Source organism: Morganella sp. BCCO 40_0007 (assembly GCF_032989665.1).
GTDB classification, from domain to species: domain Bacteria; phylum Pseudomonadota; class Gammaproteobacteria; order Enterobacterales; family Enterobacteriaceae; genus Morganella; species Morganella sibonii.
The window spans coordinates 1-25,435 of the sequence record NZ_JAVBIN010000017.1; the positions used below are offsets into that span (position 1 = coordinate 1).

Genomic DNA, 25,435 nt, shown 5'->3' on the forward strand with positions numbered 1-25,435 from the left:
GCGGCAAACGAAGGCACACCGTGAGCATACATCAGTATGTGACCGGGGTGACAGAGAGCAGCCAACGAACCTGCGGACAAAAGGATGAAGAACATGAAGAACATGGCAGAAAAGAATAAGAATCATTACATACAATACATTACCCTGACAATCATTCTAGTTGCTGACAGGATTTTCTGATGACAAATCAACACAAACGCGGCGTTTTACTGGTTAACTTAGGCACTCCGGATGCGCCGGAAACCCCGGCGGTAAAACGCTATCTGAAGCAGTTCCTGAGTGACCCGCGTGTGGTGGATGTCTCTCCGCTGCTCTGGCAGTGTATTTTACGCGGCATTGTGCTGCCGTTCCGTTCACCGCGTGTGGCGAAGCTGTATCAGTCGATCTGGATGGAGGAGGGCTCTCCGCTGCTGGTGTACAGCCGCCGTCAGCAGGCAGCACTGGCTGCACAGCTGCCGGGTACACCGGTGGTGCTGGGAATGAGCTATGGTTCGCCATCGCTGGAGTCCGCTGTTGATGCTCTGCTGGAGCAGGGCGTGACGCATCTGGATGTCCTGCCGCTGTATCCGCAGTATTCCTGCTCAACCACCGGTGCGGTGTTTGACGGGCTGGCAGATATCTTTAAACGCCGCCGGACCTTTCCGTCACTCAATTTTATCCGCAGTTATGCGACGCATCCGCTCTATATTGAGGCGCTGGCACAATCGGCAGAGGCGGCGTTTGCGGAACACGGGGAGCCGGACCGGCTGATCTTGTCCTATCACGGTATTCCTGTCCGCTATGCGGAAGAGGGGGATATTTATCCGGAAGAATGTGAGGCAACAACGGCATTACTGCGGGAGCGGCTCCGTTTTCCGGCTGAACATATCATGCACACTTATCAATCCCGCTTTGGCCGGGAGCCGTGGCTGACGCCTTATACGGATGAAACAATGAAGGGATTACCCTTAGGAGGAGTAAGGTCTGTTCAGGTGATGTGTCCGGGATTTTCGGCTGACTGCCTTGAGACATTAGAAGAGATTAAGGAACAGAATAAAGGGTTCTTTTTATCTTCAGGAGGCGAGGAATATCATTACATTGAGTCGCTGAATGATGATGATATTCATATAAAACTATTACACGAGCTGGTAGGGTAGTTTTTTTGCGCTCCAATCGGGAATAGTCCGAAATATACCACTGTTATGCGTAGAATTTTAAGGAATTAATGTTAACATTAAACATGTAACAATTAATTGGCTTAAAATTGACAGATATTATTGCTGATTTTAAGTGAAATTTGATATTTCATCGCAAACAGAACGGGTGCTACGGACATGGTGAGTGAGAAGGGTTCAGTGAACCTTAATAATGACGAGATCGATATTATTGATCTTCTGAAACTGTTATACCGCTATAAAGTTTTTATCGTCATTGTGACCGTATTGTTCGCCGCAGCCGGTTTTGGTGTTTCCAAAATACTGCCGCAAAAGTGGACCAGTACCGCGGAAGTGACGGCAACAGAGCTGCGTGATATGCCTGAGCTGAATAAAATTCGCTTGCAGATGAACGCTCTCAATGTGTCAGCCGTCTCGGATCTGCCTGCGGCGTTCAATGTTTTCAGTACTGTCTGGCAGTCCCCGTCAGTGCAGAAATCATTTCTGAGCTTACCGGGCGATACCGCGGCTTCCGGTACTTTTGGTTTTAAAAAGACTGATGGCGATATCCTGAAACCGGCCACTGCCGAGGTGACGTTCACTGCGGCTGATCCGCAGACAGCGCAGCGGATGTTATCGGACTATCTCGATTACACCGCGCAATACAGCCAGAACGTCATGCAGATGCAGTTACAGGAAAACCTGGCTGCTGCACTGAGTGCCGGTCAGAGCCAGTATAGTGTGGCGCTGGTCAAAGCAGAGCATCAGCGTGAACAGACTCTGGCTTACCTGGAAGCGGCAGAACGCATTGCACCGGCGACAGCATCTGTTCCGCCTCAGAATCCGGAAGCTGATCCGGTTGCGGCTTACAGTGCGATGGGCCGCCCTGCAATTATGCAGATGACAAATTCACTGAAAGCATTAGATTTACCGGCGGTGGATGCAGATCTTCTGGACAGAGCCTATACACTGAAGAGTATCAAAAGCATCGCGCCGTTCTCTGTGGATATTGTTCCGTTTACCGTGACCGAATCCCCGGCTCTGCCGGTGGTGAAAGACGGCCCCGGTGCTAAAATGTATCTTATTGCATCTGCCTTTTTAGGGTTTATCCTCTCTGTGATGGCAGTTTTTGCATGGAATATGTTTGTTAACAGAAAAAAATCAGCATAGTTTCCGGTTGAGCGGGCATTAAGGGGTCTGTCCGCTCACATTCTCTTTTTGGTTATGATAAAATACGGCATCTTTTTTTCCGGCCATGAACCTTTATGAAATTCCCCGGCAGACGCAAATCCAAACACTACTTCCCGGTCAGCCTGCGTGACCCGTTATTACAGCCCATCCAGCTGATGAAAGATGATGAAAATACCCGCGCATATATCGTCGGTATTGATCAGACGCTGGTGGATATTGAAGCCAATGTGGATGATGATTTTATCCGCCGTTATCAGCTCAGCCGCGGGCATTCGCTGGTTATTGAGGATGATGTGGCTGAAGAGCTGTATCGTGAGCTGATTGAGCGCTCGCTGATCACCCATGAATTTGCCGGCGGCACCATCGGAAATACCCTTCATAATTACTCAGTACTGGCTGATGACCGTTCCGTGCTGCTGGGCACGATGTGTAATAATATCCGGATTGGCAGTTATGCCTATTATTATCTGTGCAATACATCCAGCCGTATGGATCTCAACTATTTGCAGGGCGTGGACGGCCCCATCGGCCGCTGTTTTACCCTGATCAGCGAAAACGGTGAGCGGACATTTGCCATCAGTCCCGGGCTGATGAACCAGCTGCGTCCGGAAAGCATTCCGGAAGCGATCATTGCGGAAGCCTCCGCACTGGTGCTGACCGCCTATCTGGTGCGCTGCAAACCGGGCGAACCGATGCCGGATGCCACCATGAAAGCCATTGAATACGCCAAAAAACATGATGTGCCGGTGATCCTGACACTGGGAACCAAACATGTGATCGCGGAAGATCCGCAGTGGTGGTGTGATTTCCTCGCGGAAAATATTTCTGTGCTGGCAATGAATGAAGAAGAGGCGCTGGCACTGACCGGCTTTACCGATCCGCTGCTGGCGTCAGATAAAGCGCTGGACTGGGTGGATCTGGTATTGTGTACCGCAGGCCCTGCCGGTTTATATATGGCGGGTTATTCAGAAAAAGAATTTATGCGCGAAACCACCCATCCGTTATTGCCGGGGGCGCTGGCCGAATTTAACCGCTATGAATTCAGCCGTGCAATGCGCCGGAAAGATTGTCAGGACGCCGCACGGGTCTATTCCCATATCGAACCGTATATGGGCGGTCCGGATAAGATTATGAACACCAACGGTGCCGGTGATGGTGCATTATCTGCCTTACTGCATGATATTACGGCTAACAGCTATCACCGGATGAATATCCCGAACTCGAGTAAGCATCAGCGCCGTTATCTGACATACTCCTCACTGGCTCAGATCTGCAAATATGCCAACCGTGTCAGCTATCAGGTACTGATCCAGCACTCACCGCGTCTGACCAAAGGATTACCGGACCGGGAAGACAGCCTGGAAGAGTCATACTGGGAACGCTGATAACCATTACTGACAGATAATCGCCGGAATTTTCCGGCGTTTTTTATGGGCAATAACAAATAATCCGTGTTACACATCGGCATCATCAACTTTACTGATGAAGTTGAGGTGAAAAATTCGCTTTAACCTCAGGTTATGTTGAGGTTTAAGCTTTGGTCATTCCCGGCAAGAGAGGCTTGCCAGATGAAATATACCCTTTATTGAATGTAACAAGGAAATGACCATGAATACTGTAAAAACACTGATTACCGCTTCTGCTCTGACACTGTTTTCCTTTGCGGCTTCTGCTGAATCCGTCTCTGTCACCAGTGACACACTGACATCAGCTGAAGCAAAAATTGCTGAAAAAGCACAGGAAAGCGGAGCTTCCGGTTATACCATCACCAGCGCCCGTACGACTGATAATGTGATTATGACGGCAGAACTGCAAAAATAATGGCGTTCAGTGACTGAGCACCTGTTTATTATCCTCTGATATAAATCCTGCTTCGGCAGGATTTTTTATATATGCATATAAAAAAGCCCGGTTCACTGACCGGGCTTGTATTTCAGCAGGTTAAAACAGGTTATGCCGACGGATGCGGGTTCTGATTCTCCGGAGTGGCATCTGTTTCCGGTTTGCGCAGCATATCATGCAGTGAGCGGCCTTCCGTTTCTGTTTCCGGTGCAGTTTCTGCCACCGGATTGATACTGACAGGGCAGCCGAATTCATGGTCGGTCTGATTTTCTGCCAGCAGTGTGCTCATCGCACGGGCGATTTCAAACTCACCGATCACCACACGGTTTGCACCACGCTCCATAATATAGGTACGCTCGTCGTCATAATGTGCGCGGACAATAATTGTCATATGTGTGTTCATGGCGCGGGCTTTGGCCACAATCTCACCGGCTTCATAGCCGTTCGGGATTGTCAGCAGCAGGGAACTGGCACAATCGGCGCGGGCAAGTTCCAGTACATCCTGTGCCACCGCATTCCCCATCACGGAAGGGTAACCGCGTTCAGCCAGCTCTTCAAAGCGGGCGCGGGTATCTTCCACCACCACAACCGGATAACCTTTATTATGCAGTTTGTCCGCCAGCATCGCACCGACGCGTCCGTAACCGACAACGATGGTATGACCGCAGATATTGACCGGCACCTGAGTGATCTCTTCCAGCGTTTCTTCTTCCTGCTGCTCTTCCGGCGTTTCGGTTTTTTCCAGATAACGGTCGAGCAGGGTGAACAGTACCGGGTTGAGCATGATAGAGACAATCGCACCGGCCAGGATCAGGTCATTGGCCTGACGGTTGAGAACCTCCAGCGTGACGCCCATTCCGGCGAGGATAAAGGCGAACTCCCCGATTTGCGCAAGGCTGACGGCGACAGTCAGTGCTGTCCGCCGGTTATGGCCGAACATCCTCACCAGCAGCAGAGCAGCAGCAGATTTACCGATGATAATAATCGCCAGCACACCCAGTACGCCGAGCGGATGGTTGATCAGCACCATCGGGTCAAACAGCATCCCGACAGAGACAAAGAACAGCACCGCGAAGGCATCACGCAGCGGCAGAGTGTCCTGTGCGGCCCGGTGGCTGAGTTCTGACTCATTGAGCACCATACCCGCGAAGAACGCGCCGAGAGCAAACGAGGCATCAAACAGTGCAACGGCGGCATAAGCAATACCCAGTGCCAGCACCAGTACCGCCAGGGTAAACAGCTCCCGTGAACCGGTGGCAGCTGTTCTGGCGAGCAACCACGGGATCACGCGGCGGCCGATAAAAATCATAATCAGGATGAATGCCACAACTTTACCGATAGTGACTGCAAGGCTCATCAGCAGTTCTGATGTGCTGGCACTGGCTTCCGGATTATTGATGATAGAGGCTGCTGCGGGTAACAGCACCAGGGTTAATACCATGGCGAGATCTTCCACAATCAGCCAGCCGATAGCTATCTGACCGCGCTGGCTCTCTATCAGTTGCCGCTCTTCCAGGGCGCGCAGCAGCACCACGGTACTCGCGGTGGATAAGCTCAGACCAAATACGATCCCGGTAAATAATCCCCAGCCGAACAGACTGGAAAGGCCGAGACCCAGAATAGTGGCGACAGCTATCTGACAGATAGCGCCGGGAATAGCGATATTTTTAACCGCCAGCAAATCTTTCAGTGAAAAATGAAGCCCGACCCCGAACATCAGCAGAATAACCCCGATTTCTGCCAGTTCCGGTGCCAGAGAGGCATCGGCAACAAATCCCGGGGTAAAAGGACCCGCTAACACACCCGCCGCCAGATAACCCACTAACGGGGAAATCTTTAACCGCTGCGCTAACATACCAAGTAAATAAGCGAGAACGAGACCGCCAACAATAGTTGTGATAAGAGGCGTTGAGTGCACTTTTTTCATTCTCCTTTTGATTAGTGGTGTGAACGGATGTTGGTTAGCTATAAATATAATACATGTTTTCGTGACATAAATCGCGTTAAAAATATAACTGATTATGTAAAAAACGGCATTTGGCAGTTGATAATGTGAAATGCCGGTTGTTTTCAGGTTATTCTCCGTATACGGTCACGTGTTTGTACCTGAATCGATTTTGTTTTGTGTTTTCTTTGTCTTTATTTAACAAATGATTGAGTGTGTTTAATCTGTTTTTGATGCTGATTTTTCGGTATCTGTAAAATTGACCTGAAAATTACGTGTTTAACCGTGGTGTTCATACCGGTAATCGCATCATAATGTCCGGGGAGAATAAAATAACAGCACCTGAGCACGGATAAGGAATACCCGATTTAATTTGGTTGAATATTGATATTTAACGATTTTTTAAGGATGTGTTATCGCATTCGTGCGGCTGAAATAAATGACAAAACATTGAGTAATGTCTCACTTTTTTGCTGTATTTATCATATCTGGTATAAAAATTTGTGAATTTTCATCATACTTTCAGCAGAACGCCGGCGGGAGCAGCTTCTGTACCGGTATCATCATTCAGACATACAGGGAATGACCATGACATTCAGACTGAAAACAGCAGCCTGCGCGCTGGCGGTATCCGCAGTTCTTTTTCCGGCACTGGCGAATGCCTGGGAAAAAGATAAAACCTACGACATCACTATTCTGCACACCAATGATCACCATGGTCATTTCTGGCAGAACGATCACGGCGAATATGGTTTATCCGCCCAGAAAACCCTGGTGGACGGCATCCGTAAAGAGGTGGAAGAGAAAGGCGGCTCACTGTTGCTGCTCTCCGGCGGCGATATTAACACCGGCGTACCGGAATCTGATTTACAGAATGCCGAGCCGGATTTCAAAGGAATGAACCTGGTCGGTTACGACGCAATGGCGCTGGGGAATCACGAGTTTGATAATCCGCTTGAAACACTGCGCATTCAGGAAAAATGGGCCACGTTCCCGTTCCTGTCCGCCAATATTTATAAGAAAAGCACCGGTGAACGTCTGTTTAAACCGTATGCGGTGTTTGACAAACAAGGTGTAAAAATCGCGGTGATTGGTCTGACAACGGACGATACTGCGAAAATCGGTAATCCGGGTAATTTCCCGGATACGGAATTCCGCGTCCCGGCAGAAGAAGCGAAAAAAGTGGTCGAAACACTGCGTGAAACCGAGAAACCGGACATTATTATCGCTGCTACCCATATGGGTCACTATGATGACAGCAATCACGGCTCTAATGCCCCGGGCGATGTGGAAATGGCACGCAGTCTGCCGGCCGGTTATCTGGATATGATTGTGGGTGGTCACTCACAGGACCCGGTCTGTATGCAGCCGGAAAATAAAAATTACAAAATTGCCGATTACGTACCCGGTACACCGTGTGCGCCGGATAACCAGAACGGCACCTGGATTGTACAGGCACATGAATGGGGTAAATATGTGGGACGGGCAGATTTTCAGTTCCGCAACGGTGAATTCACGCTGAAGCACTATCAGCTTATCCCGGTGAATCTGAAGAAAAAAGTCACCAAAGAGGATGGCTCATCAGAGCGGGTGTATTACACCAGTGAAATTACCGAAAACCCGGACATGCTGAAACTGCTGACACCGTATCAGGAAAAGGGCAGTGAGCAGCTTAATATTAAAGTCGGCTCGGTTGACAGCAAACTGGAAGGTGACCGCAGCAAAGTCCGTTTTGAACAGACCAGCATGGGACATCTGTTGTTGTCCGCACAAAAAGAACGGGCGAATGCCGATTTTGCCATTATGAGCGGCGGTGGTGTGCGTGATTCTATCGAACCGGGTGATATTACCTATAAAAATGTGCTGAAAGTACAGCCGTTTGCCAATGAACTGGTGTATGTCGATTTCAAAGGCAGTGAAGTTCTGCCGTATCTGACCGCCGTCGCCAATATGAAAACTGATTCAGGGGCTTACGCGCAGTTTTATAATGTGGGACTGACACTGAATAAAGACGGCTCAGTGAGTGATGTGACGATTGACGGCAAACCGCTGGACCCGGCAAAAACCTACCGTATGGCGACACTGAACTTCAATGCGATCGGCGGGGATGGTTATCCGAAAATTGATACGCATCCGGGCTATGTGAGTACCGGCTTTGTCGATGCAGAAGTGCTGAAAGGCTATATCGAAGCCCATTCTCCGCTGAAAGCGGCAGATTATGAACCAAAAGGCGAAATTATTTATAAAAACAAATAATTGACTGTCTGAGTAATAAAAACCGGGACTTCAGCTTGTCCCTGTTTTTATTCGCATAGCTTATGGGTTTCATTATCCATCAGTATTTTGTCTATATTGATAATGTAACTAATTTATTGTTTATATTCGTGTTTTAATTTTTTTCTCGTAATTAATGGCATCCTGCCACGATTTGTCCTGTCTGTTTTGATTATCTTTTCTAAAATAAGTATGTGTCCGCGGTGGTAAATATCAGTACCGTGCGGATACCCATCCTCTCAAACAGGACATTATGATGAACAAAACAGAAAACACTTTACATACAAAAACACCGTCGGTGACGGTGCTGAATAACCGGGGGCTGGCGGTACGCGATATCGGGTATCACCGCCATCCTGATACACCGGATAAAACTGATGAACGGATTACCCGCCATCAGTTTGATGCGCGCGGTTTTTTGCAGCAGAGCGCCGATCCGCGTATGCAGGCGTCCGGGCTGATCAATTTTCACTATGTCACTTCACTCTCCGGGCAGGTGCTGCGCACGGAAAGTGCGGATGCGGGAACATCACTGACACTGAATGATGCGGCAGAACGTCCTCTGGTGAGTATCAGTCAGATCCGCACGGATAACGGGAAGGATGACCGCAGCGTTGCTGTGACGCACACCTTTCAGTATGAGGGTTCCGGTTCAGGACGTCCGCTGAGTATTGCAGAGCAGATCGCCGGGCAGAGCGCTGTGGTGAGCGAACGCTTTGTCTATGCGGGCAACAGTGAGGCGGAAAAAGCGAAAAACCTGGCAGGTATCTGTACGCACCATTATGACCCTGCCGGTCTGATGCAGACGGACAGCATTGCCCTGACCGGGGTGCCGCTGTCGGTGATCCGTCAGTTGCTGAAAGACGCAGATAACCCGGATATCGCGGTTAACTGGCCGGAAAGCAATCCGCAGGCATTATTGTCCGCTGAAAAATACATCACCCAAACCACAGCAGATGCCACCGGTGCGGTGCTGAATACCACTGATGCTGCGGGCCATCAGCAAAAAGTGACTTATGATATTGCCGGATTGCTGAGCACCAGCCGTGTGACCGTGAAAGGTGGTGCGGAAAAAATCATCATCAAATCTGTGGATTATTCTGCTGCCGGACAAAAACTGCGTGAGGAGCACGGCAACGGCGTAGTGACCACTTACACTTACGAACCGCAGACCCAGCGTCTGATTGCCGTGAAAACCGAACATCCGGCACGGAAAAACGTATTTCAGGATCTGCGTTATGAATACGATCCGGTCGGTAATGTGCTGTGCGTGACCAATGACGCAGAGGAGACGCGCTTCTGGCATAATCAGAAAGTGGTGCCGGAAAACCGATACACGTATGACACGCTGTATCAGCTGGTCAGCGCTACCGGACGTGAAATGGCTAATGCCGGACAACAAAGCGGTTCCCTCCCTGATATTTCCCCGTTTGATAAAGCCACTTACACCAATTACACCCGCAATTATGTCTATGATCGTGCCGGGAATATGACGCAGATCCGCCACTCAGCATCTGCGACCAATAATAACTACACCACGGATATCACCGTCAGTCAGCGCAGCAACCGGGCGGTACTGAAAACTCTGGCGGACACGCCGGAGAAAGCGGAAGCTCTGTTTACCCCTGGCGGACAGCAGACACAACTCCAGCCGGGGCAAGCCCTGTCATGGACAACGCGCGGCGAACTGCGGCAGGTCATGCCGGTGGTGCGTAACGGTACCGCCGGTGATCGTGAAAGCTACCGTTATGATGCGGGCAGCAAGCGTATCCTGAAAGCCGCCGTGCAGAAAACCGGTAACAGCACACAGACACAGCAGGTGATCTATCTGCCGGGGCTGGAACTGCGCAGCGGTACAGAAAATTATCAGGTGATCTGCGCCGGTGTTGCCGGGCGGGCACAGGTGCGGCTGCTGCACTGGCCGGACGGCAAAAAAGATCACCAGCGGTTCAGTTATGACAATCTGATCGGCAGCAGTGGCCTGGAAACGGACGGTGACGGTAAGTTGCTGAGTCAGGAGGAATATTATCCGTTCGGCGGCACGGCGGTGCTGGTGGCTGATACGGACAGCGGCATTGATTACAAAACCCACCGTTATTCCGGCAAAGAGCGGGATGCGACCGGACTGTATTACTACGGCTACCGCTATTATCAGCCGTGGGCAGGGCGCTGGCTGAGTTCAGATCCGGCGGGAACTGTTGACGGGCTGAATCTGTTCCGGATGGTGAGGAATAATCCGGTGTCATTTTCTGATGAACAAGGGCTTGTTGCTTATCCGCGTACACAAATTCCCGGAACATCTCTTTATCAACCTGGTATCAGTACAGGCAGTGACAGGGAAATTCGGGGGGCTAAGTTGATACCTCCGGCAGCGAACACGGTTACTGAATTATTTAAAGGAGAACCCATCAGGCTGCATGATGTATTAGCTGACAGTACATTACAGCAAACACCTCTGCTTACTGACCTGATTAACCCGGCGAAGGTAAAAATGGACAGTTCGACGCGAAGTTCTCTTTCTGCCGTTAAAGGCGGAATAATGGAATTTAATGCTGTTCATATATCGGCCGGAAATAACGGTATCAATGCATTACGGATTATTGATACCGAAACATCGGCTTTCCAGAGAGGGGAAGGAACAACATTAGCATATTGGGTTCCGCAAGGAGGATATGCGGATATTCCGGCTCATCCTGAAAATGGTCAGCCTCAGTTGGTATTCACGCCGGGGTTCAGCGGGTGCTCGTTTGTTGCTGATAAACTGGATGATACGACTATCAGGGTACGACATGTTCAGGGAGGTAAAGAAGATGCTGAGTATAACAAATTACATGCGTCTGAGCATGGGCATGGAATGATTGGAGCAATGGAATATCGCGATTACGGATATCATGAAAATTACAGCGGAACAGTTCTGGAAAATATACAGGGATCAGCATTTATGAAATATGAAGGAGACTCATGGCAAATAAAATACCAGCGCCTGAAAAATGCACCGGGTATTGCTTCTATGGGTGAAATAACATCCGGTATAGTAAGAAAACAACAGGGGCTTAAGCTCGAAATCCGCCATAGCAGGGAACGCAGTGTTGTTGGTACTGGTTCTGTTCCTCTAACGCATTGATGAAAGTTTGTTGTAATAATAAGCTAAAAAGCACTTCCCCCGGGAAGTGCTTTTTTCTGTATATCAGTCCCGTTTCGCTACCGGGGCAAATTTCCCGTCCAGCACTTTAGCCAGATCCTGCGGTGCCAGTTCGATATCCAGGCCGCGCTTGCCGCCTGATACGAAAATGGTGGCAAATTCCTGTGCGCCCTCATCAATCAGGGTCGGCAGGCGTTTTTTCTGTCCCAGCGGGCTGATCCCGCCCACCAGATAACCGGTGACTTTCTGTGCATTCACCGGGTCGGCCATTTCCGCTTTCTTCACACCAAGGGCTTTGGCCACCGCTTTTAAATCAAGCTGTTCTGATACCGGGGTGACGGCCACGGCAAGGTGTTTATTATCGCCGTTAAGTGCCACCAGCAGGGTTTTATATACCTGACGGGCATCGAGATTGAGTTTGCGGACCGCTTCATCACCGAAATTATGATCATTCGGATCATGTTCGTACGGATGGAGGGTGAATGAAATCCGGTTTTTTTCCAGAAGTTTTACAGCCGGTGTCATAGGTCTTTCCTTGCAGATAATTCAGACGGCAGTGTCACAAGGCCTGCCAGTTTAACACAAAATGGACGGCAGATTATGGTCGCCGTAAAGATGCAGCGCACCGACCGCCACCACATAATTGCCGGGCGGTAATTGTGTCAGCCGCGCTTTCCAGGCGTCGTTGCGGCTGATCATCAGATGCTGATACGTCTGTTCACTGAAGGTGGCGGGCAGCGGCTGCGCAAGTTTTTCCGGCCGGTAATCCAGCCACCAGCCGAGCATAATCTGCAGTGCCCGCGCGTTGTCATGCCAGTAGGCCAGCGTATCTTCCAGCAGACTCAGCCCTTCGTCCGGGAAATCCAGCAGCATCTGCATCTGTGCCTGTGTGCCTTCCAGCTCAAAAACAGGGATATTCTGCCCGTGAGCGGCATTAAGCATCTGATAGTCAATCCCGTAATGCGGCCGCAGTCCGAGGCTTTGTGCCTGGGCTGACTGAAGGATCAGGGCAACCTGCCAGGCGGGCAGGGTATCGAGGGTCTGCGCCGGCTGACGCTGCTCTTCACAGTACCGGCGGTAATCATTCCTCAGGTGCTCCGGTAAGCGCTCACTTACCGGCAGACGGGGATGCTCCGGGTCCTGTCCGGGGAACGGTGGTGCCGGACGGGTGATATCAGCTTCCACAATCAGGCCGTCGGCGCGGTTGATTCTTTCCAGCAGCGGGCCGGGCAGCGGATACATTGTTTCCGAACCCATATGAATACTGCCGACCAGGTGCAGCGAGATATCCCCGGGGAGTGTAAGGTCGATAGAAGGCCAGGTACAGCCACCCTGCGGATCAGGCGGGATAAGGTAATCTTTCAGCCGGCGGAACAGTGTTTTCATGACGACTCCTGTCGTGAAACGATACACTAGTTGACTGCAACCGCATGTTTTTTTCAACCCTGTTACGTAAGATCCGGTTAATCAGTAGGAAAAAATAAGGGAGCGAAGTATTCGCTCCCTTATCAGGTCAGTGATTAATCTTTTGGCTTAAAGCGTAACAGCCGGTTGGCGTTGCTGACCACGGTAATGGATGACAGCGCCATAGCTGCTCCTGCCACGACCGGGTTGAGCAGTGTGCCGGTGAACGGGAACAGTACCCCGGCAGCAATCGGTATCCCGAGGGTGTTATAAATAAAGGCACCCAGCAGGTTCTGTTTCATGTTACGCAGTGTTCCTTTTGAAATCGCCACGGCATCGGCCACACCATGCAGACTGTGACGCATCAGGGTGATAGCCGCGGTTTCGATGGCGATATCACTGCCGCCGCCCATGGCGATCCCCACATCAGCCCGTGCCAGCGCCGGTGCATCGTTGATACCATCACCGACCATCGCGACACGGCGTCCGGCCTGCTGTAATTTTTCAATGGCAGCGGCTTTACCGTCCGGCAGCACACCGGCGATCACTTCATCAATCCCGGCTTCTTTGGCGATAGCCCGTGCGGTCACTTCGTTGTCGCCGGTCAGCATCACCAGGCGGTATCCCTGTTTGTGCAGACGCGTCAGTGCACTGACACTGTCCTCACGCAGCGGATCGCGGATGGAAAGTATTGCCGCGATATTGCCGTCAACCGCCAGCATCACCGGGGTTACGCCTTTACCGGCCTGTGACTGCACCAATGCATCCGCCTCACCGGCAGTACTGATATTTTGTGCCTGCATCAGCGCATGGTTACCCAGCAGCAGTGTCCGGTTTTCAGACTCCCCGCTGATCCCCATACCGGCCAGGGTACGGAACTGCGTGACAGACGGCAGTGTCAGATCTTTCGCGCGTTCAGTAATGGCACGGGCCAGCGGGTGATTAGAGCCGCTTTCCAGCGCCGCTGCGAGACGCAGCACATCATCGTCACTGAATCCGTTGAAGGTGTGGATCTCCGTCACCTGCGGCATACCTTCGGTCAGTGTCCCTGTTTTGTCGAAAACAATGGTATCCAGGGTGCTTGCCTGCTGTAATGCATCCGCATCCCGCACCAGTACACCAAACTCAGCTGCACGTCCGACACCGGAAATAATCGACATCGGTGTTGCCAGCCCCAGTGCACACGGACAGGCGATGATGAGTACCGTGGTAATAATCACCAGTGCATAGGTTATCTGCGGTGCCGGGCCGAAGAAGTACCAGACGGCACCGGCGATCAGAGCGATAACCACCACAACCGGTACAAAGACGGCTGAGATTTTATCGGCCAGCTGACCGATTTCCGGTTTGCTGCTCTGTGCCTGGCGCACCAGTTTAATGATGCGTGCCAGCGTGGTTTTACTGCCGACGGCGGCGGCACGGAACAATACAGTTCCATCCTGTACCGTAGTCCCGGCGGAAACTGTATCGCCGGTGGTTTTTTGCTGCGGGATCGGTTCCCCGGTCAGCATCGCCTCATCCATCCACACTTCACCCTGTGTGATCTCACCATCGACCGGCACGCGGTCACCGGTGGTCAGACGCAGGATCATACCCGGCTGTACATCCGCCAGCGGTACATCTTTTTCACCTTCCGGTGTTACCACACGTGCGGTCGGCGGTGTCAGATCCAGCAGACGCTCCAGTGCTTTTGATGAGCGCTGGCGGGCGCGCTGTTCCAGCATATGACCCAGGTTTATCAGACCGATGATCATGGCACTGGCCTCATAATAGAGGTGACGCGCCTGCGGCGGGAACACGTCCGGCCAGAGGTTTACTGTGATGGAATAGAGCCACGCGGCACCGGTGCCGAGCGCCACCAGAGTATCCATCGTCGCACTGCCGTTTTTCAGTGATTGCCAGGCACTGCGGTAGAAATGTCCGCCCGCCAGAATCATCACCGCCAGGGTGACGATCCCGATAGTCAGCCAGATATTGTTATTCGCCGGGGTCAGCATCATATTGTCGCCGATCATTCCCCAGATCATCACCGGAATACCGACCGCCAGTGCCAGTGCTGCCTGCCAGCGGAACCGTTTCATATTGGCGACAGCAACTTCCTGCTGACGCTCACGGCGTTTGGCATCATCCTGAATCAGCTCCGCACCGTAACCGGCTTTCTCCACGGCGGCGATCAGCGCATCCGCAGAGGCGTGACCGGTGACCAGCGCACTGCGCTCCGCGAGGTTAACACGGGCATTCTCCACGCCGTCCACACTGAGCAGCGCTTTGTGTACTTTACTGACGCAGCTCGCACAGGTCATGCCGTCGAGCAGGAAGGAGAGACTGTCGTCGTCTTCCTCTATCTCAGGCATAGCAGGGGTATTATCCGGTGTGGCCGGAATATCGCAGTGCTCCGCTGCCGCCGGCTCAGTCTGAGGCAACGTCAGCGGTTCAGATTTTGGGGACGGGGTTTCTCCCGCCACTGCCGCCTGATAACCGGCGGCTTCCACCGCGCTGATTAAGGTTTGTGCATCAGCGCTGCCGTACACTTTTGCTTCTTTGGTATCCACCACCGCAGCGGCAACACCTTCAACCGCTTCTAATGCACTTTGCGTTTTCGCGGCACATTTCATACAATTCAGCCCGGAAAGCTGTAAAATTGTACCGGGCTTGTCTGCAATCTGTGCTTCATAACCGGCTTCTTCGATAGTTTTGATAAGGGATTGCGCATCCGCATCGCCGGTCACTTTGGCGAAATCAAGGGTGACCACCGCAGATTCAACATCCGGACGGGCATCGAGAGCTTTTTTGACACTACCGGTGCAATGTCCGCAGGACAGCCCCTGTAACGCAAGAATAGTTGTATTTGCCATACTTTTTTTCCTTACATGTTTCGCATCATCACGCCGCAGAACAACACACGGCGCAAAAGAAAAAATTCTGTTCGGGGGAACGGGAATTTTGATTTACGATGATGGTAAACCTTCCCTCAAGGGTAAGGTCAAGGAGAAGTTATGAATATCAGCGATATTGCACAAAAAACGGGTTTAACGCCAAAAGCGATCCGTTTTTACGAAGATAAATCTTTGATCACACCCCCTGAACGGGGTGAAAACGGATACCGGTATTTCAGTGAACGGCATGTCGATGAACTGACACTGCTGCGCCAGGCAAAAGAGGTCGGTTTCACGCTGGATGAGTGCCGCGAACTGTTATCGCTGTTCCGTAATCCGAACCGCCATGCGGCGGATGTAAAATCCGCGACACTGGGTAAAGTGAAGCAGATTGAGAAAACCATTACGGAGCTCACTGCTATCCGTGACCGCCTGCTGGCACTGGCGGAATCCTGCCCCGGGGATGACAGCGCGGAATGTCCGATTATCGATCATCTCTCCGGCTGCCGTCACAGCAAACCTGCCTGCCATAAATAATCTGCCTGTTTTCTGCGTCTGCCCGCCGGGCGGACGCCGTTTTATATCCTGTCAGTTAAGTTTTTCTTATTTCTGCCGATAACAGATAAAAGCGCGGCTTTTTTTCATCCGGTGCCATACCGGAGAAAACCGGCATTTTCTGTCCGCTGCGGCGGTAACTGACGCAAAGGATAAGTAAGACGAATTGACCAAACTGCAGACATTATTACGCCGCATACTATTATCAGGGCTGTTTTTTTGCCCGCCATTATATGCTGCACCTTTCCCTTCCGCTGCGGAAAACCCGGGCGCTGATGCCTCGCGCCGGGCGATGCAGGATACCGCACAACAGGTCAGCGACCTGCTTGAGCAGCAGACCCGGCGGCAGCTGAGCAAGCCGCAGTCAACGATTACCCCCGCAGAGCCGCTGTTGCGCGCGGCAGAGAATGAACATTGTCTGCCGGTCAGTGGTGTGTATCTCACCGGGATCACACTGTTATCTCAGGATGATCTCCGTTCACTGTCATCCTTACCTGAAGACTGCATCCGCAGCCGGGATATTAACGGGCTGGTGGCGGAACTGATGGCGCGGTATCTGGATAAAGGCTATATCACCGCGCGGGTCCGCTTTCTGCCGGTCAATGATTATCACGAGCTGGGGATCGGGGTGACAGAAGGGACGATAGAGCAGTTTGACGGCGCGGATCGCGGCGTTAATACGTCACTGCTGTTTCCTTCTCTGATCGGTAAACCGCTGAAAATTACCGAACTGGAACAGGGGCTGGATCAGGCGAACCGCCTGAAATCGAATCATGTGACGATGGATATTCTGCCCGGCAGTGCACCCGGAGGATCAGTGATCCGGCTGGTGAATCAGCGCGGCACCCCAGCCGGTTTCTCTCTCAGTGCGGATAATTACGGGCAGAAAAGTACCGGACGTAACGTGATCCGTGCCGCTGTCACCGCTGACAGCCCGGCCGGATTGTCCGATTTTGTCAGTCTGAGCGGCTCTGCCACAACAGATAACCCGGCAGCGCGTTACAGCCGCTCCGGCATGCTGTTCTATTCCGTACCTTACGGCGCACTGACCATCAGCACTTACGGCAGTATCTCCCGTTACCGGATCAATCAGGCACTGCGTTATCAGCACGTCATTCTGCGCGGGGACAGCGCCCAGGCCGCATTGCGGGCAGATTATGTCATTTTCCGTAACCGGTCACGGATTGATTCTCTGATGGCACAAATGACATACAAACGCAGCCGCAACTACCTTAATGAAACCCTGATTGGTGTCAGCAGCCCGTCCCTGAGTGTTGCCGAAGCCGGTTACACCGGGCTGATTCTGGTGCCGGGCGGCGTTATCAGCACATCGTTATCGGCGGAAAAAGGCACCACACTGCTCGGGGCTGATACCCGGAATACGCTGCCGGGCGCCGATCCGCAATATACCAAAGGCAAATTTTCACTCAGTTATGTTCAGCAGTTTTCGCTGTCGGAGAACGCTTATCTGTTCAGCAGTCATCTGGCCGGTCAGTACACACAGGATCACCTCCCCGGGGTGGAGTGGCTGACACTGTCGGATAACAGCACGATCAGAGGGTTTCACGACGGCTCGTTATCGGCGGATAAGGGATGGTACTGGCAAAACACCCTTTCCCGCCGTTTTGTCCGGCAGGGGATCACGGTAACGCCCCGTGCCGGTGCGGACTACGGACGGGTTATGGCTCAGACCGGGCAGGCGGGATGGCAGTCTGCCGCAGGTATCGCCGCAGGGGTCAATGTCAGTTACGGGGGCGCGCAGCTGGATGCGCAAATCAGCCGTGCCCGGACCTCAGCGGCGGCTCTGCCTTCGCAGGATACCCTGTTTTCCCTGCGCCTGGGATATCAGTTCTGATCTGCTCCGTCAGTCGTTGGATGGTAAGGAAATACAATGAAAAAAGAACGCTTTAAACTCTCTTCGTCAGGTAAGGTGGCCGCGTGGATGGCGCTGGCCTTTGTCACGCTGAACAGTACAGCCGCAGGGATTGTGGCGGACGGCGGCCCGAACGGCCCCGGTGTTTCGCAGGTAAACGGAACAGATATTGTCAATATTACAGCGCCGAACAGTAACGGGCTGTCTCATAACCAGTATCTTGATTTTAATGTGGATAATCAGGGTGCGGTCTTTAATAACGCCCTGACCGCAGGACAGTCACAACTGGCCGGTATGCTGGAGGCCAATAAAAACCTGAACGGGCAGGCAGCCGGGGTGATCCTCAACGAAGTGGTCAGCCGTAACCCGTCATTGCTGCTGGGTCAGCAGGAAGTGTTCGGCATGGCGGCGGATCTGATCCTCGCTAACCCGAACGGGATCAGCTGTCAGGGCTGCGGGTTTATCAATACCAATAATGCCGGTCTGATCGTGGGTAATCCGCTGATTGAAAACGGCATGATCAGTGCGTACAGCACCCTGGATAACGCAAACTCACTGACGATCGGAAATAGCGGGATCACAACCGGTAAAGTGCTGGATCTGGTCGCTCCCGCGATTAATGCCGACGGGGAGATCCGTGCGGCGGCACTGAATGTGATCACCGGTAACAATACTGTTTCTGCTGATCTGCTGACGATTTCCGCCGGTAAAAATGCGGTTCCGCTGGACAGCTACTACCTGGGCGGTATGCGTGCCGGAAAAATCCGTCTGGTGAACACCGCGCAGGGCAGCGGCGTAAAACTGGCCGGTAATATTGATGCTGTAAAGGGTTTTGATGCGCAGTCACAGGGCGCACTGACACTGACCGGTGCACAGGTCACCGGCGGTGATATCCGTCTGAGCGGTGATACAGTGCGGACTGAAGGTCAGTTACGTAATGAACATCACCGGACAGAAGATAAACGCAGCGGTCAGTCAGTCACCGCTGAAACCCGGCAGGGGCGCTACACCCGCACTTCGCTGGACGGAAAAAACATCACGCTGGTGGCTCAGCAGGAAGCCCGGCTGACCGGCACCGATCTGAGCGGACAGGATATCTCGGTTCAGGCCGGCACCATCACGCTCGACAGTGACCAGGTTGCGCAGTCAGACACCCGCACCACAAATCAGTGGAAGATGTCGTGGGAAAATAACGAAACCCGCAAAGATGAAAGCATCCGGCAGGAAACCAGTAACATCCGTGCTGCCGGTGACATACGGCTGGCGGCCGCAACCGGTGATATCACCCTGAAAGGGGCAAAACTGGAGGCCGGAACACATCTCAGCGCGGATGCCAAAGGCGATATCCGGCTTGAGAGCGTGACAGACTCCCGCACACAAACCGTATCCGGTAATAAACGCAATGAGACGGCAAAACTGCTCAGCGGCACACACGGCGATGTCACCTCGAAAGAACAGCTGGTGAAAACGGAACTGATCGCGGGCGGTAATCTGGGACTGAACGCCGGTCATGATATCCGTGCTCAGGCAGCACAGGCACGCGCCGGAAAAGATATGATTATCAACACCGGTAACAATCTCACCATCAGCACACAAACCGCGACACAGCATCAGGGGCATACTGAAAATGTCACGTCCTGGGGCGGTATCGGCGGCGGTTCCCGTGAAAACAGTGCCACCACGGAAGAGACGGCACACGGCTCCGGCTTCACCGCAGGCGGTAAGCTCTGGCTTTCCGGCGGTAACGGTGTCACTGTCACCGGCAGCAAGGTAAAAGGGACACAGGACAGCCTGGTGCAGACCGGGCAGGGCGCGCTGGTGATTGAAAACGGCATCAGCCGGACGGCAAAACATATTGATAACCGTGATGGCGGCGCATTTAACATCACCCGCAGCACGCTTCGTGAAAACAGTGAAGATACCAGGGTGGAGCGCAGTGAGCTGAAATCAGAGGCCGATCTGCGCCTGGCCGGGAAAAATGATATCACCATCGCCGGAAGTCTGATTGAAAGTGCAGGCACACTGAAAATTGATACCCTCGGGGATATTAATGTCCGTGCGGCACAGGCGCAAAAGCAGTCTGATAAAACAGAAACCACACTGAAAATCAGCGGCTATGCCAAAGAGGATGAAGACAAACAATACCGTGCCGGTCTGGATATCAGCCATACCCGCGAAACGCAAAAACAGGATTCTGTCACGCAGCAGGGCAGTGAACTGAAAGGCGGCAGTGTTTCTGTCACCGCCGGGAAAGATCTCACCCTTACCGGTTCTTCACTGACCACGACTCAGGGGGATGCGGCGCTTTCTGCTGAAAATATCACCCTGAACGCGGCAGATAACAGTGATAGCCGGACACAGCAGAAAGGGGAATCACACGGCGGTATTTATCTGACCGGCGGTATGGATAAACTCGGCGGCGGGATCAGCGGCGGTCACACTGAAACCGGTAAAACACAGGAGCAGCATCAGGCGGTGACCTCCGGCACGAACGTGCAGGGTAATCTCACGCTGACCGCCGGAAAAACGCTTTCCCAGGAGGGCGCATCACACGCGGTGAGCGGCGCTTATACGGAAAACGCGCAAAACTCGGAACACCGGGCGGCTCACAACAGTGATCGCACCACAGAAACCACCAAAGGCGGCGAAGGCAGTCTCGGCGTTTCCCTTGATTACAGTAAAGTCTCCCGTCCGCTGGCCAAAGCCGGTGAAAATCTTGCGGAAGGTGATGTTGCCGGTGTGGCTGACAGCACCGCCGCCACCGGCCTGCCGGATATCGGCGTTGACCTGAGCGGTAAAGGGGAAAACCGGAAGACCACCACCGGAAACACACAGGCGAAAACTACCTCTGTTAATGCAGGTTCTGTTGCCGTGAACGCCACAGACCGTGTTCTGGATGAAGGGACACGTTACCGGGCGGAAAACGGCGGTATTGCGATCAACGCCGGTGATTATCAGTCTGCGGCAGCGGCAGATACGCACCATCAGTCTGAATCAGTGACTGAGGGTAAAGGCAGCCTGCGCGTGGCGACATCCACCGGACAGGACGTTTCGATCAACGCAGAAGGCAGCGGTGGTCATCGTCTGGCAACGGAAAGCAGCAGTAAAGCAGTGACCGGATCGCTGTCAGCGAAAGGTGATATCGCGGTGCAGGCGGGGCGTGATGTCTCATTACAGGGCGATACACTGCGCAGTGAGGAAGGAGGCGTTTCTGTCCGTGCCGGTGACAATCTGACGCTGGATCAGGCAGCAGATACACACAGTAAAACCGTCAGCGGCTATGACGCCGGGGTGAAGGTGAATGTGGAGTCGATTAACCTGAAAAATGCGGGCGGTGGTCTCAGCGGCGGACGTGAAGTGTATAACGAAAGCGGTACAACGGCGAAAACCGGCGTGACTGAGGGGAAAACCGGGGTGGTATTACAGGCCGGAAACGACCTGACCGCCAAGGGCACCGATATCAGCAGTGACGGGGATATCACGGTGAAAAGCGGACACAATACTCTGCTGAACAGTGCGGAGAGCACAAATACCATTTCCGGCCATCAGTGGCACGGCGGTGTGCAGGTCAGCGGCGGTAAAACAGAAACCGGCAGCAAACTGGGCGGCGGTGCGGATTTCAGTATCAGCAAACAGTCTGAAAACGTGACGGATCAGCGCGGCGGCAGTCTGCGCAGCGGTGGTACGGTTGCTGTCTCGGCAGATGGCATGCGGGATGATGCACTGCATCTGCAAGGCACACAGACCGATGCAAAAAATATTGCACTGACTGCCCGTGACGGCGGGATTGTGATTGAATCCGCACAGAAAACCACGGATAAAGCCAATTGGAATGCGGGCGGAAACCTGAATATCGGGACCTCGCGCAGTACAGAAAATCCGGAAACCGGCTCACGGCATAATATCAGCGCCGGTCTGAAAGGCGGGATTGATAATCAGCAGACAGTCACACAGAAAAATGCCCTGACTGAAAGCGAAAATCTCACGCTGAACAGCCGCAATGACACGCGGATTCAGGGCGGAAAACTGAGCGCGGATACCATCAGCGGACGTGTCGGCGGTGATCTGGTGGTTGAAAGCCTGACTAACACGGAATCGATTCTGAAAGCAGATGCGGATCTGTCGGCGGCACATACCAATGACGAGGGCAGCAGTACCACCTCGAAACTGGCGAATGCCGGTACGCCGAAGTTTGCGGATGATATCAAAGCCGGTCTGGAAAACGGTCTCGATAAAGCAGCAGATTCCGTCCGTGAAAATGCCGGAACCGGCGCGGGTACGGTGGCGGATAAAGTGAAATCCGGTCTGACATCTCCTGCCGGCATGAACGGCAAGGTGAAAGTGTCCTTTGAAACCCGCTCTTCTGAGCAGGTGGGACAGCTATCCGGCCTGACAGCCCGTGAACAGGGTAAACTGCGCACCGGCGGCGGCACCATTCTGACCGGTGCGGTGCTGGACGGTCTGCCGGATGGCGGGAACACCGAAATGCGTTCTGTGGCGGTCAAAGAAACCGGCACCCGCATTCACGGCGAACTCCCGCTCAATGCCGGACAGGCTGTCAGTGCGGTTAAAGACGGAATCGTAAACGGAAAATCCCCGGTGGGAATTTCTGTCACTAATGATCACGGCAGTGTGAACAGTAAAGTGAAGTAATTATTAGTTTATTCAGTAAGATAAAACGGCTCCCTGCGGAGCCGTTTTTTTATGTGACAATCCGGAGTGGTTTAAAAATTGTTTATATAACTGTGGTTATGATCAGGGTCATCAGTTCGGCTGTACTTAATCTGATTGTGGAATGACTACGGTATGACTACACTATCGTCTGTTTATTCACCTGCTTTGAGGGCTGGTTATGTCTAAAGTGGAATATGTCAGAGCAAAAATTGATCCGAAGCTGAAAGCAGAAGCGATTGAAACGCTTGAATCAATGGGCTTAACAGTGAGTGATGCGATAAGAATGTTGATGATTCAGATTGTTGAACAGAAAGCGATGCCATTTAGTGTGAAAAGCACACAATATCGTCATGCTGCACGTACCCGGGCCGCAATAAAAGAGTTGGAGTGCGGGAAGGGCAAAAAATTTGACAGTATTTCAGATTTAATGGCGGATCTGCAGGATGGTAAGGACGATTGAACGTTCATCTCAGTTTAAAAAAGATTATAAACGGGGAATTAAGGGTATTTATCGTATAATGCTAAATGACAGTTTGCAGGATATCCTGAATATACTGGTCAATGATCTCCCTATCCCGGAAAAATATGCTGATCATCCGCTTAAAGGGAATTGGCGTACATTTCGTGATTGCCACCTCTATCCTGATTTAATTTTGATTTATAAAAAAGAAGGTGATTGTTGTCTGAAATTGGCTCGTCTCGGATCTCACAGTGAATTTTTTTAATTTTCACCTCTGGTAAAACAGATTATCTCTGTTTCTCTTTTTTGTTCCCGATCAATTCCCCGCTGAAAAAATAATCCGTAATTTTAATCCAAACACTTATCCGTAAAAAATAACTAATTTAGTGAAATAAACCATGTTTTGAGAATAATCCAGTGATTGACTTTGTGTTATGCGATCTGCGTAAAAGAAAAATCAGCGGGTAATGGATAGCGTAAACGCAATTTATAACTCAATGGAAGGTGTTCTCTATGAAACGTAGTGTTTTATCTCTTGCTGTGGGTGCTGCACTGGTGATTTCTGATGCAACGGCATGTACCACTATTTTTGTCGGTGAAAATGCGTCTTCAGATGGTGCGCAATATATTGCCCGTAATGAAGATATGAATCCGGCAAACCCGAAAGTTTTGCAGGTAAATCAGGAAAAAATCAATAAAGACACTGAGTTTAAAACCAACTTAAATAAATTTACCTATACGTTGCCGGAAAAGGCAATGCGTTATACCACTATCCCGGAATGGAATGATAAAGGTCAGTTCCGTTTCAGTTCTAACGGCTTTAATGACGCCGGTGTCGGGATCAGTGCCACAGAAACGATTTTTGCCAATGATGCATCATTAAAAATTGACCCGTATGTCGAAGATACCGGGATTATTGAAGATGCTATTCCGGATGTGGTATTACCGTATGTCTCTTCCGCGAAAGAGGGGGTAATGCGGTTAGGAAAAATTATCGAGGAAAAAGGCGCCGGTGAAGGTTTCGGCGTGGCCTTTATTGATAAAGACGGCATCTGGTATCTGGAAACCGGCAGCGGCCACCAGTGGATGGCAGCGAAAATCCCGGCCAATACCTATTATGTCACTGCCAACCAGGGGCGTCTGGAAAAATTTGATATCAATGACAAAGACAACTACCTGTCATCTCCGACACTGATTTCCTTTGCCGAGCAAAACGGCTTATATGATCCGAAAAAAGACGGTGAATTTAATTTCAAAAAAGCCTATACCAAAGATGATGCAAAAAGTGACGGTTATTACAACTATCCGCGTGTCTTAGTGCTGCAAAAAATGTATAACCCGGAAATTAAGACTGATTTTAAAGATGTGAAATCCAATGATTTCCCTGTCTTCTTAAAACCGGCGAAAAAACTGGGGCTGGAAGATATTAAAGCCGGGCTGCGCAACCATTATGAAAATGTCGGCACATCTCCGTATGCCACCACCTATCCGGATACCACAAAACGGCCAATCTCCGTATTCCGGACTCAGCACTCCCATATTTTGCAGGTGCGCAAAGATTTACCGAAAGAAATCGGCAATGTCCGTTATATCGCTTTCGGTATGCCGACATTATCTGTTTATGTCCCGGTGTATTACGGCCCGGACAGCTATGTGGAGGCGTATACCATCGGCTCACCGCAGGCGGATAATGCTTCCGCGCACTGGAAATTCCGTAAATTACAGACACTGGCGATGATCGACTTTAATAAATATTCGAAAATTGTGCAGGCGGAATACAGCAAACAGGAAGCTCAGTTTGCCGAAGAACAGCAGGCAATGGAAAAAGAGTATCTGAGTATTTATAAAACAGACCCGGCAAAAGCCAAACAACTGTTACAGGACTTCCAGAATAAGGTGATGCAGGACGCGTTAAATACCACGGATAAACTGACCAATATTATTATGCAGGATCTGACCAATTCCGTGAATGAGCGCTACCGTTTTAAAGGTGCGTGATGCGGTAAGGTTATTGAGACAAGATTATTGAGATAAATAAAAACGGCCTCTGGTGACAGAGGCCGTTT

Annotated in this window: 16 protein-coding genes; 12 read left to right on the forward strand and 4 right to left on the reverse strand. The window is 51.6% G+C overall.

Annotation, left to right across the window (positions count from 1 at the left end; translation table 11 throughout):
• Positions 1-179: 179 nt before the first annotated feature.
• From hemH to R5268_RS18025, 4 genes are all read left to right on the forward strand, one after another.
• Positions 180-1,136 (forward strand): ferrochelatase, encoded by a 957-nt coding sequence (gene hemH, locus R5268_RS18010; RefSeq protein ID WP_218454527.1) that lies wholly within the window; start codon positions 180-182, stop codon positions 1,134-1,136.
• A 177-nt stretch (positions 1,137-1,313) separates the two neighbouring features.
• Positions 1,314-2,303, forward strand: coding sequence for a Wzz/FepE/Etk N-terminal domain-containing protein (locus tag R5268_RS18015; protein ID WP_218454526.1), 990 nt, complete (start codon positions 1,314-1,316; stop codon positions 2,301-2,303).
• 95 nt (positions 2,304-2,398) lie between these two features.
• Entirely contained in the window at positions 2,399-3,709 is a 1,311-nt protein-coding gene (locus tag R5268_RS18020; protein ID WP_317420289.1) for an inosine/guanosine kinase, read from the forward strand.
• Positions 3,710-3,932: 223 nt separating this feature from the next.
• On the forward strand, positions 3,933-4,145 hold the full coding sequence (locus R5268_RS18025) for a DUF1471 domain-containing protein (protein ID WP_317420287.1): 213 nt from the start codon (positions 3,933-3,935) through the stop codon (positions 4,143-4,145).
• Positions 4,146-4,275: 130 nt separating this feature from the next.
• Here the strand turns inward: R5268_RS18025 and ybaL are convergent, their stop codons facing one another.
• A complete protein-coding gene (gene ybaL, locus R5268_RS18030; protein WP_317420285.1) occupies positions 4,276-6,093 on the reverse strand; it encodes a YbaL family putative K(+) efflux transporter in 1,818 nt (605 codons plus the stop codon).
• Between the two features lie 606 nt (positions 6,094-6,699).
• Here ybaL and ushA point away from each other — a divergent pair.
• Both ushA and R5268_RS18040 read left to right on the forward strand, forming a co-directional pair.
• Positions 6,700-8,367, forward strand: coding sequence for a bifunctional UDP-sugar hydrolase/5'-nucleotidase UshA (gene ushA / locus R5268_RS18035; protein ID WP_317420283.1), 1,668 nt, complete (start codon positions 6,700-6,702; stop codon positions 8,365-8,367).
• A gap of 274 nt (positions 8,368-8,641) precedes the next feature.
• On the forward strand, positions 8,642-11,509 hold the full coding sequence (locus R5268_RS18040) for an RHS repeat domain-containing protein (RefSeq protein WP_317420294.1): 2,868 nt from the start codon (positions 8,642-8,644) through the stop codon (positions 11,507-11,509).
• Between the two features lie 63 nt (positions 11,510-11,572).
• Here the strand turns inward: R5268_RS18040 and ybaK are convergent, their stop codons facing one another.
• The 3 genes from ybaK to copA all read right to left on the reverse strand — a co-directional run bounded on the left by ybaK (position 11,573) and on the right by copA (position 15,786).
• A complete protein-coding gene (ybaK, locus tag R5268_RS18045; RefSeq protein WP_004237643.1) occupies positions 11,573-12,052 on the reverse strand; it encodes a Cys-tRNA(Pro)/Cys-tRNA(Cys) deacylase YbaK in 480 nt (159 codons plus the stop codon).
• Positions 12,053-12,103: 51 nt separating this feature from the next.
• Positions 12,104-12,913 carry a TraB/GumN family protein gene (locus R5268_RS18050; protein WP_107678481.1) on the reverse strand — a complete coding sequence of 270 codons (810 nt, stop codon included), beginning with the start codon at positions 12,911-12,913 and terminating at the stop codon, positions 12,104-12,106.
• A gap of 134 nt (positions 12,914-13,047) precedes the next feature.
• The gene (gene copA, locus R5268_RS18055; protein ID WP_317420279.1) at positions 13,048-15,786 is read right to left on the reverse strand and encodes a copper-exporting P-type ATPase CopA; all 2,739 of its coding nucleotides are present in this window, start codon (positions 15,784-15,786) and stop codon (positions 13,048-13,050) included.
• Positions 15,787-15,927: 141 nt separating this feature from the next.
• On the opposite strand from copA, the gene cueR reads away from it, so the two are divergent.
• The 6 genes from cueR to R5268_RS18085 all read left to right on the forward strand — a co-directional run bounded on the left by cueR (position 15,928) and on the right by R5268_RS18085 (position 25,367).
• Positions 15,928-16,344, forward strand: coding sequence for a Cu(I)-responsive transcriptional regulator (gene cueR / locus R5268_RS18060; protein WP_046893196.1), 417 nt, complete (start codon positions 15,928-15,930; stop codon positions 16,342-16,344).
• A gap of 184 nt (positions 16,345-16,528) precedes the next feature.
• A complete protein-coding gene (locus R5268_RS18065; RefSeq protein ID WP_317420278.1) occupies positions 16,529-18,217 on the forward strand; it encodes a ShlB/FhaC/HecB family hemolysin secretion/activation protein in 1,689 nt (562 codons plus the stop codon).
• Between the two features lie 36 nt (positions 18,218-18,253).
• Positions 18,254-22,888: a hemagglutinin repeat-containing protein gene (locus R5268_RS18070; protein ID WP_317420277.1), complete on the forward strand. Its 4,635-nt coding sequence runs from the start codon at positions 18,254-18,256 to the stop codon at positions 22,886-22,888.
• A gap of 199 nt (positions 22,889-23,087) precedes the next feature.
• A complete protein-coding gene (locus R5268_RS18075) occupies positions 23,088-23,369 on the forward strand; it encodes a type II toxin-antitoxin system RelB/DinJ family antitoxin (protein ID WP_205515762.1) in 282 nt (93 codons plus the stop codon).
• Positions 23,353-23,634 carry a type II toxin-antitoxin system YafQ family toxin gene (locus tag R5268_RS18080; protein ID WP_317420275.1) on the forward strand — a complete coding sequence of 94 codons (282 nt, stop codon included), beginning with the start codon at positions 23,353-23,355 and terminating at the stop codon, positions 23,632-23,634. The genes R5268_RS18075 and R5268_RS18080 overlap by 17 nt, the downstream gene beginning before the upstream one ends.
• A gap of 248 nt (positions 23,635-23,882) precedes the next feature.
• Positions 23,883-25,367 (forward strand): C69 family dipeptidase, encoded by a 1,485-nt coding sequence (locus R5268_RS18085; RefSeq protein WP_182105233.1) that lies wholly within the window; start codon positions 23,883-23,885, stop codon positions 25,365-25,367.
• Positions 25,368-25,435: the final 68 nt, after the last annotated feature.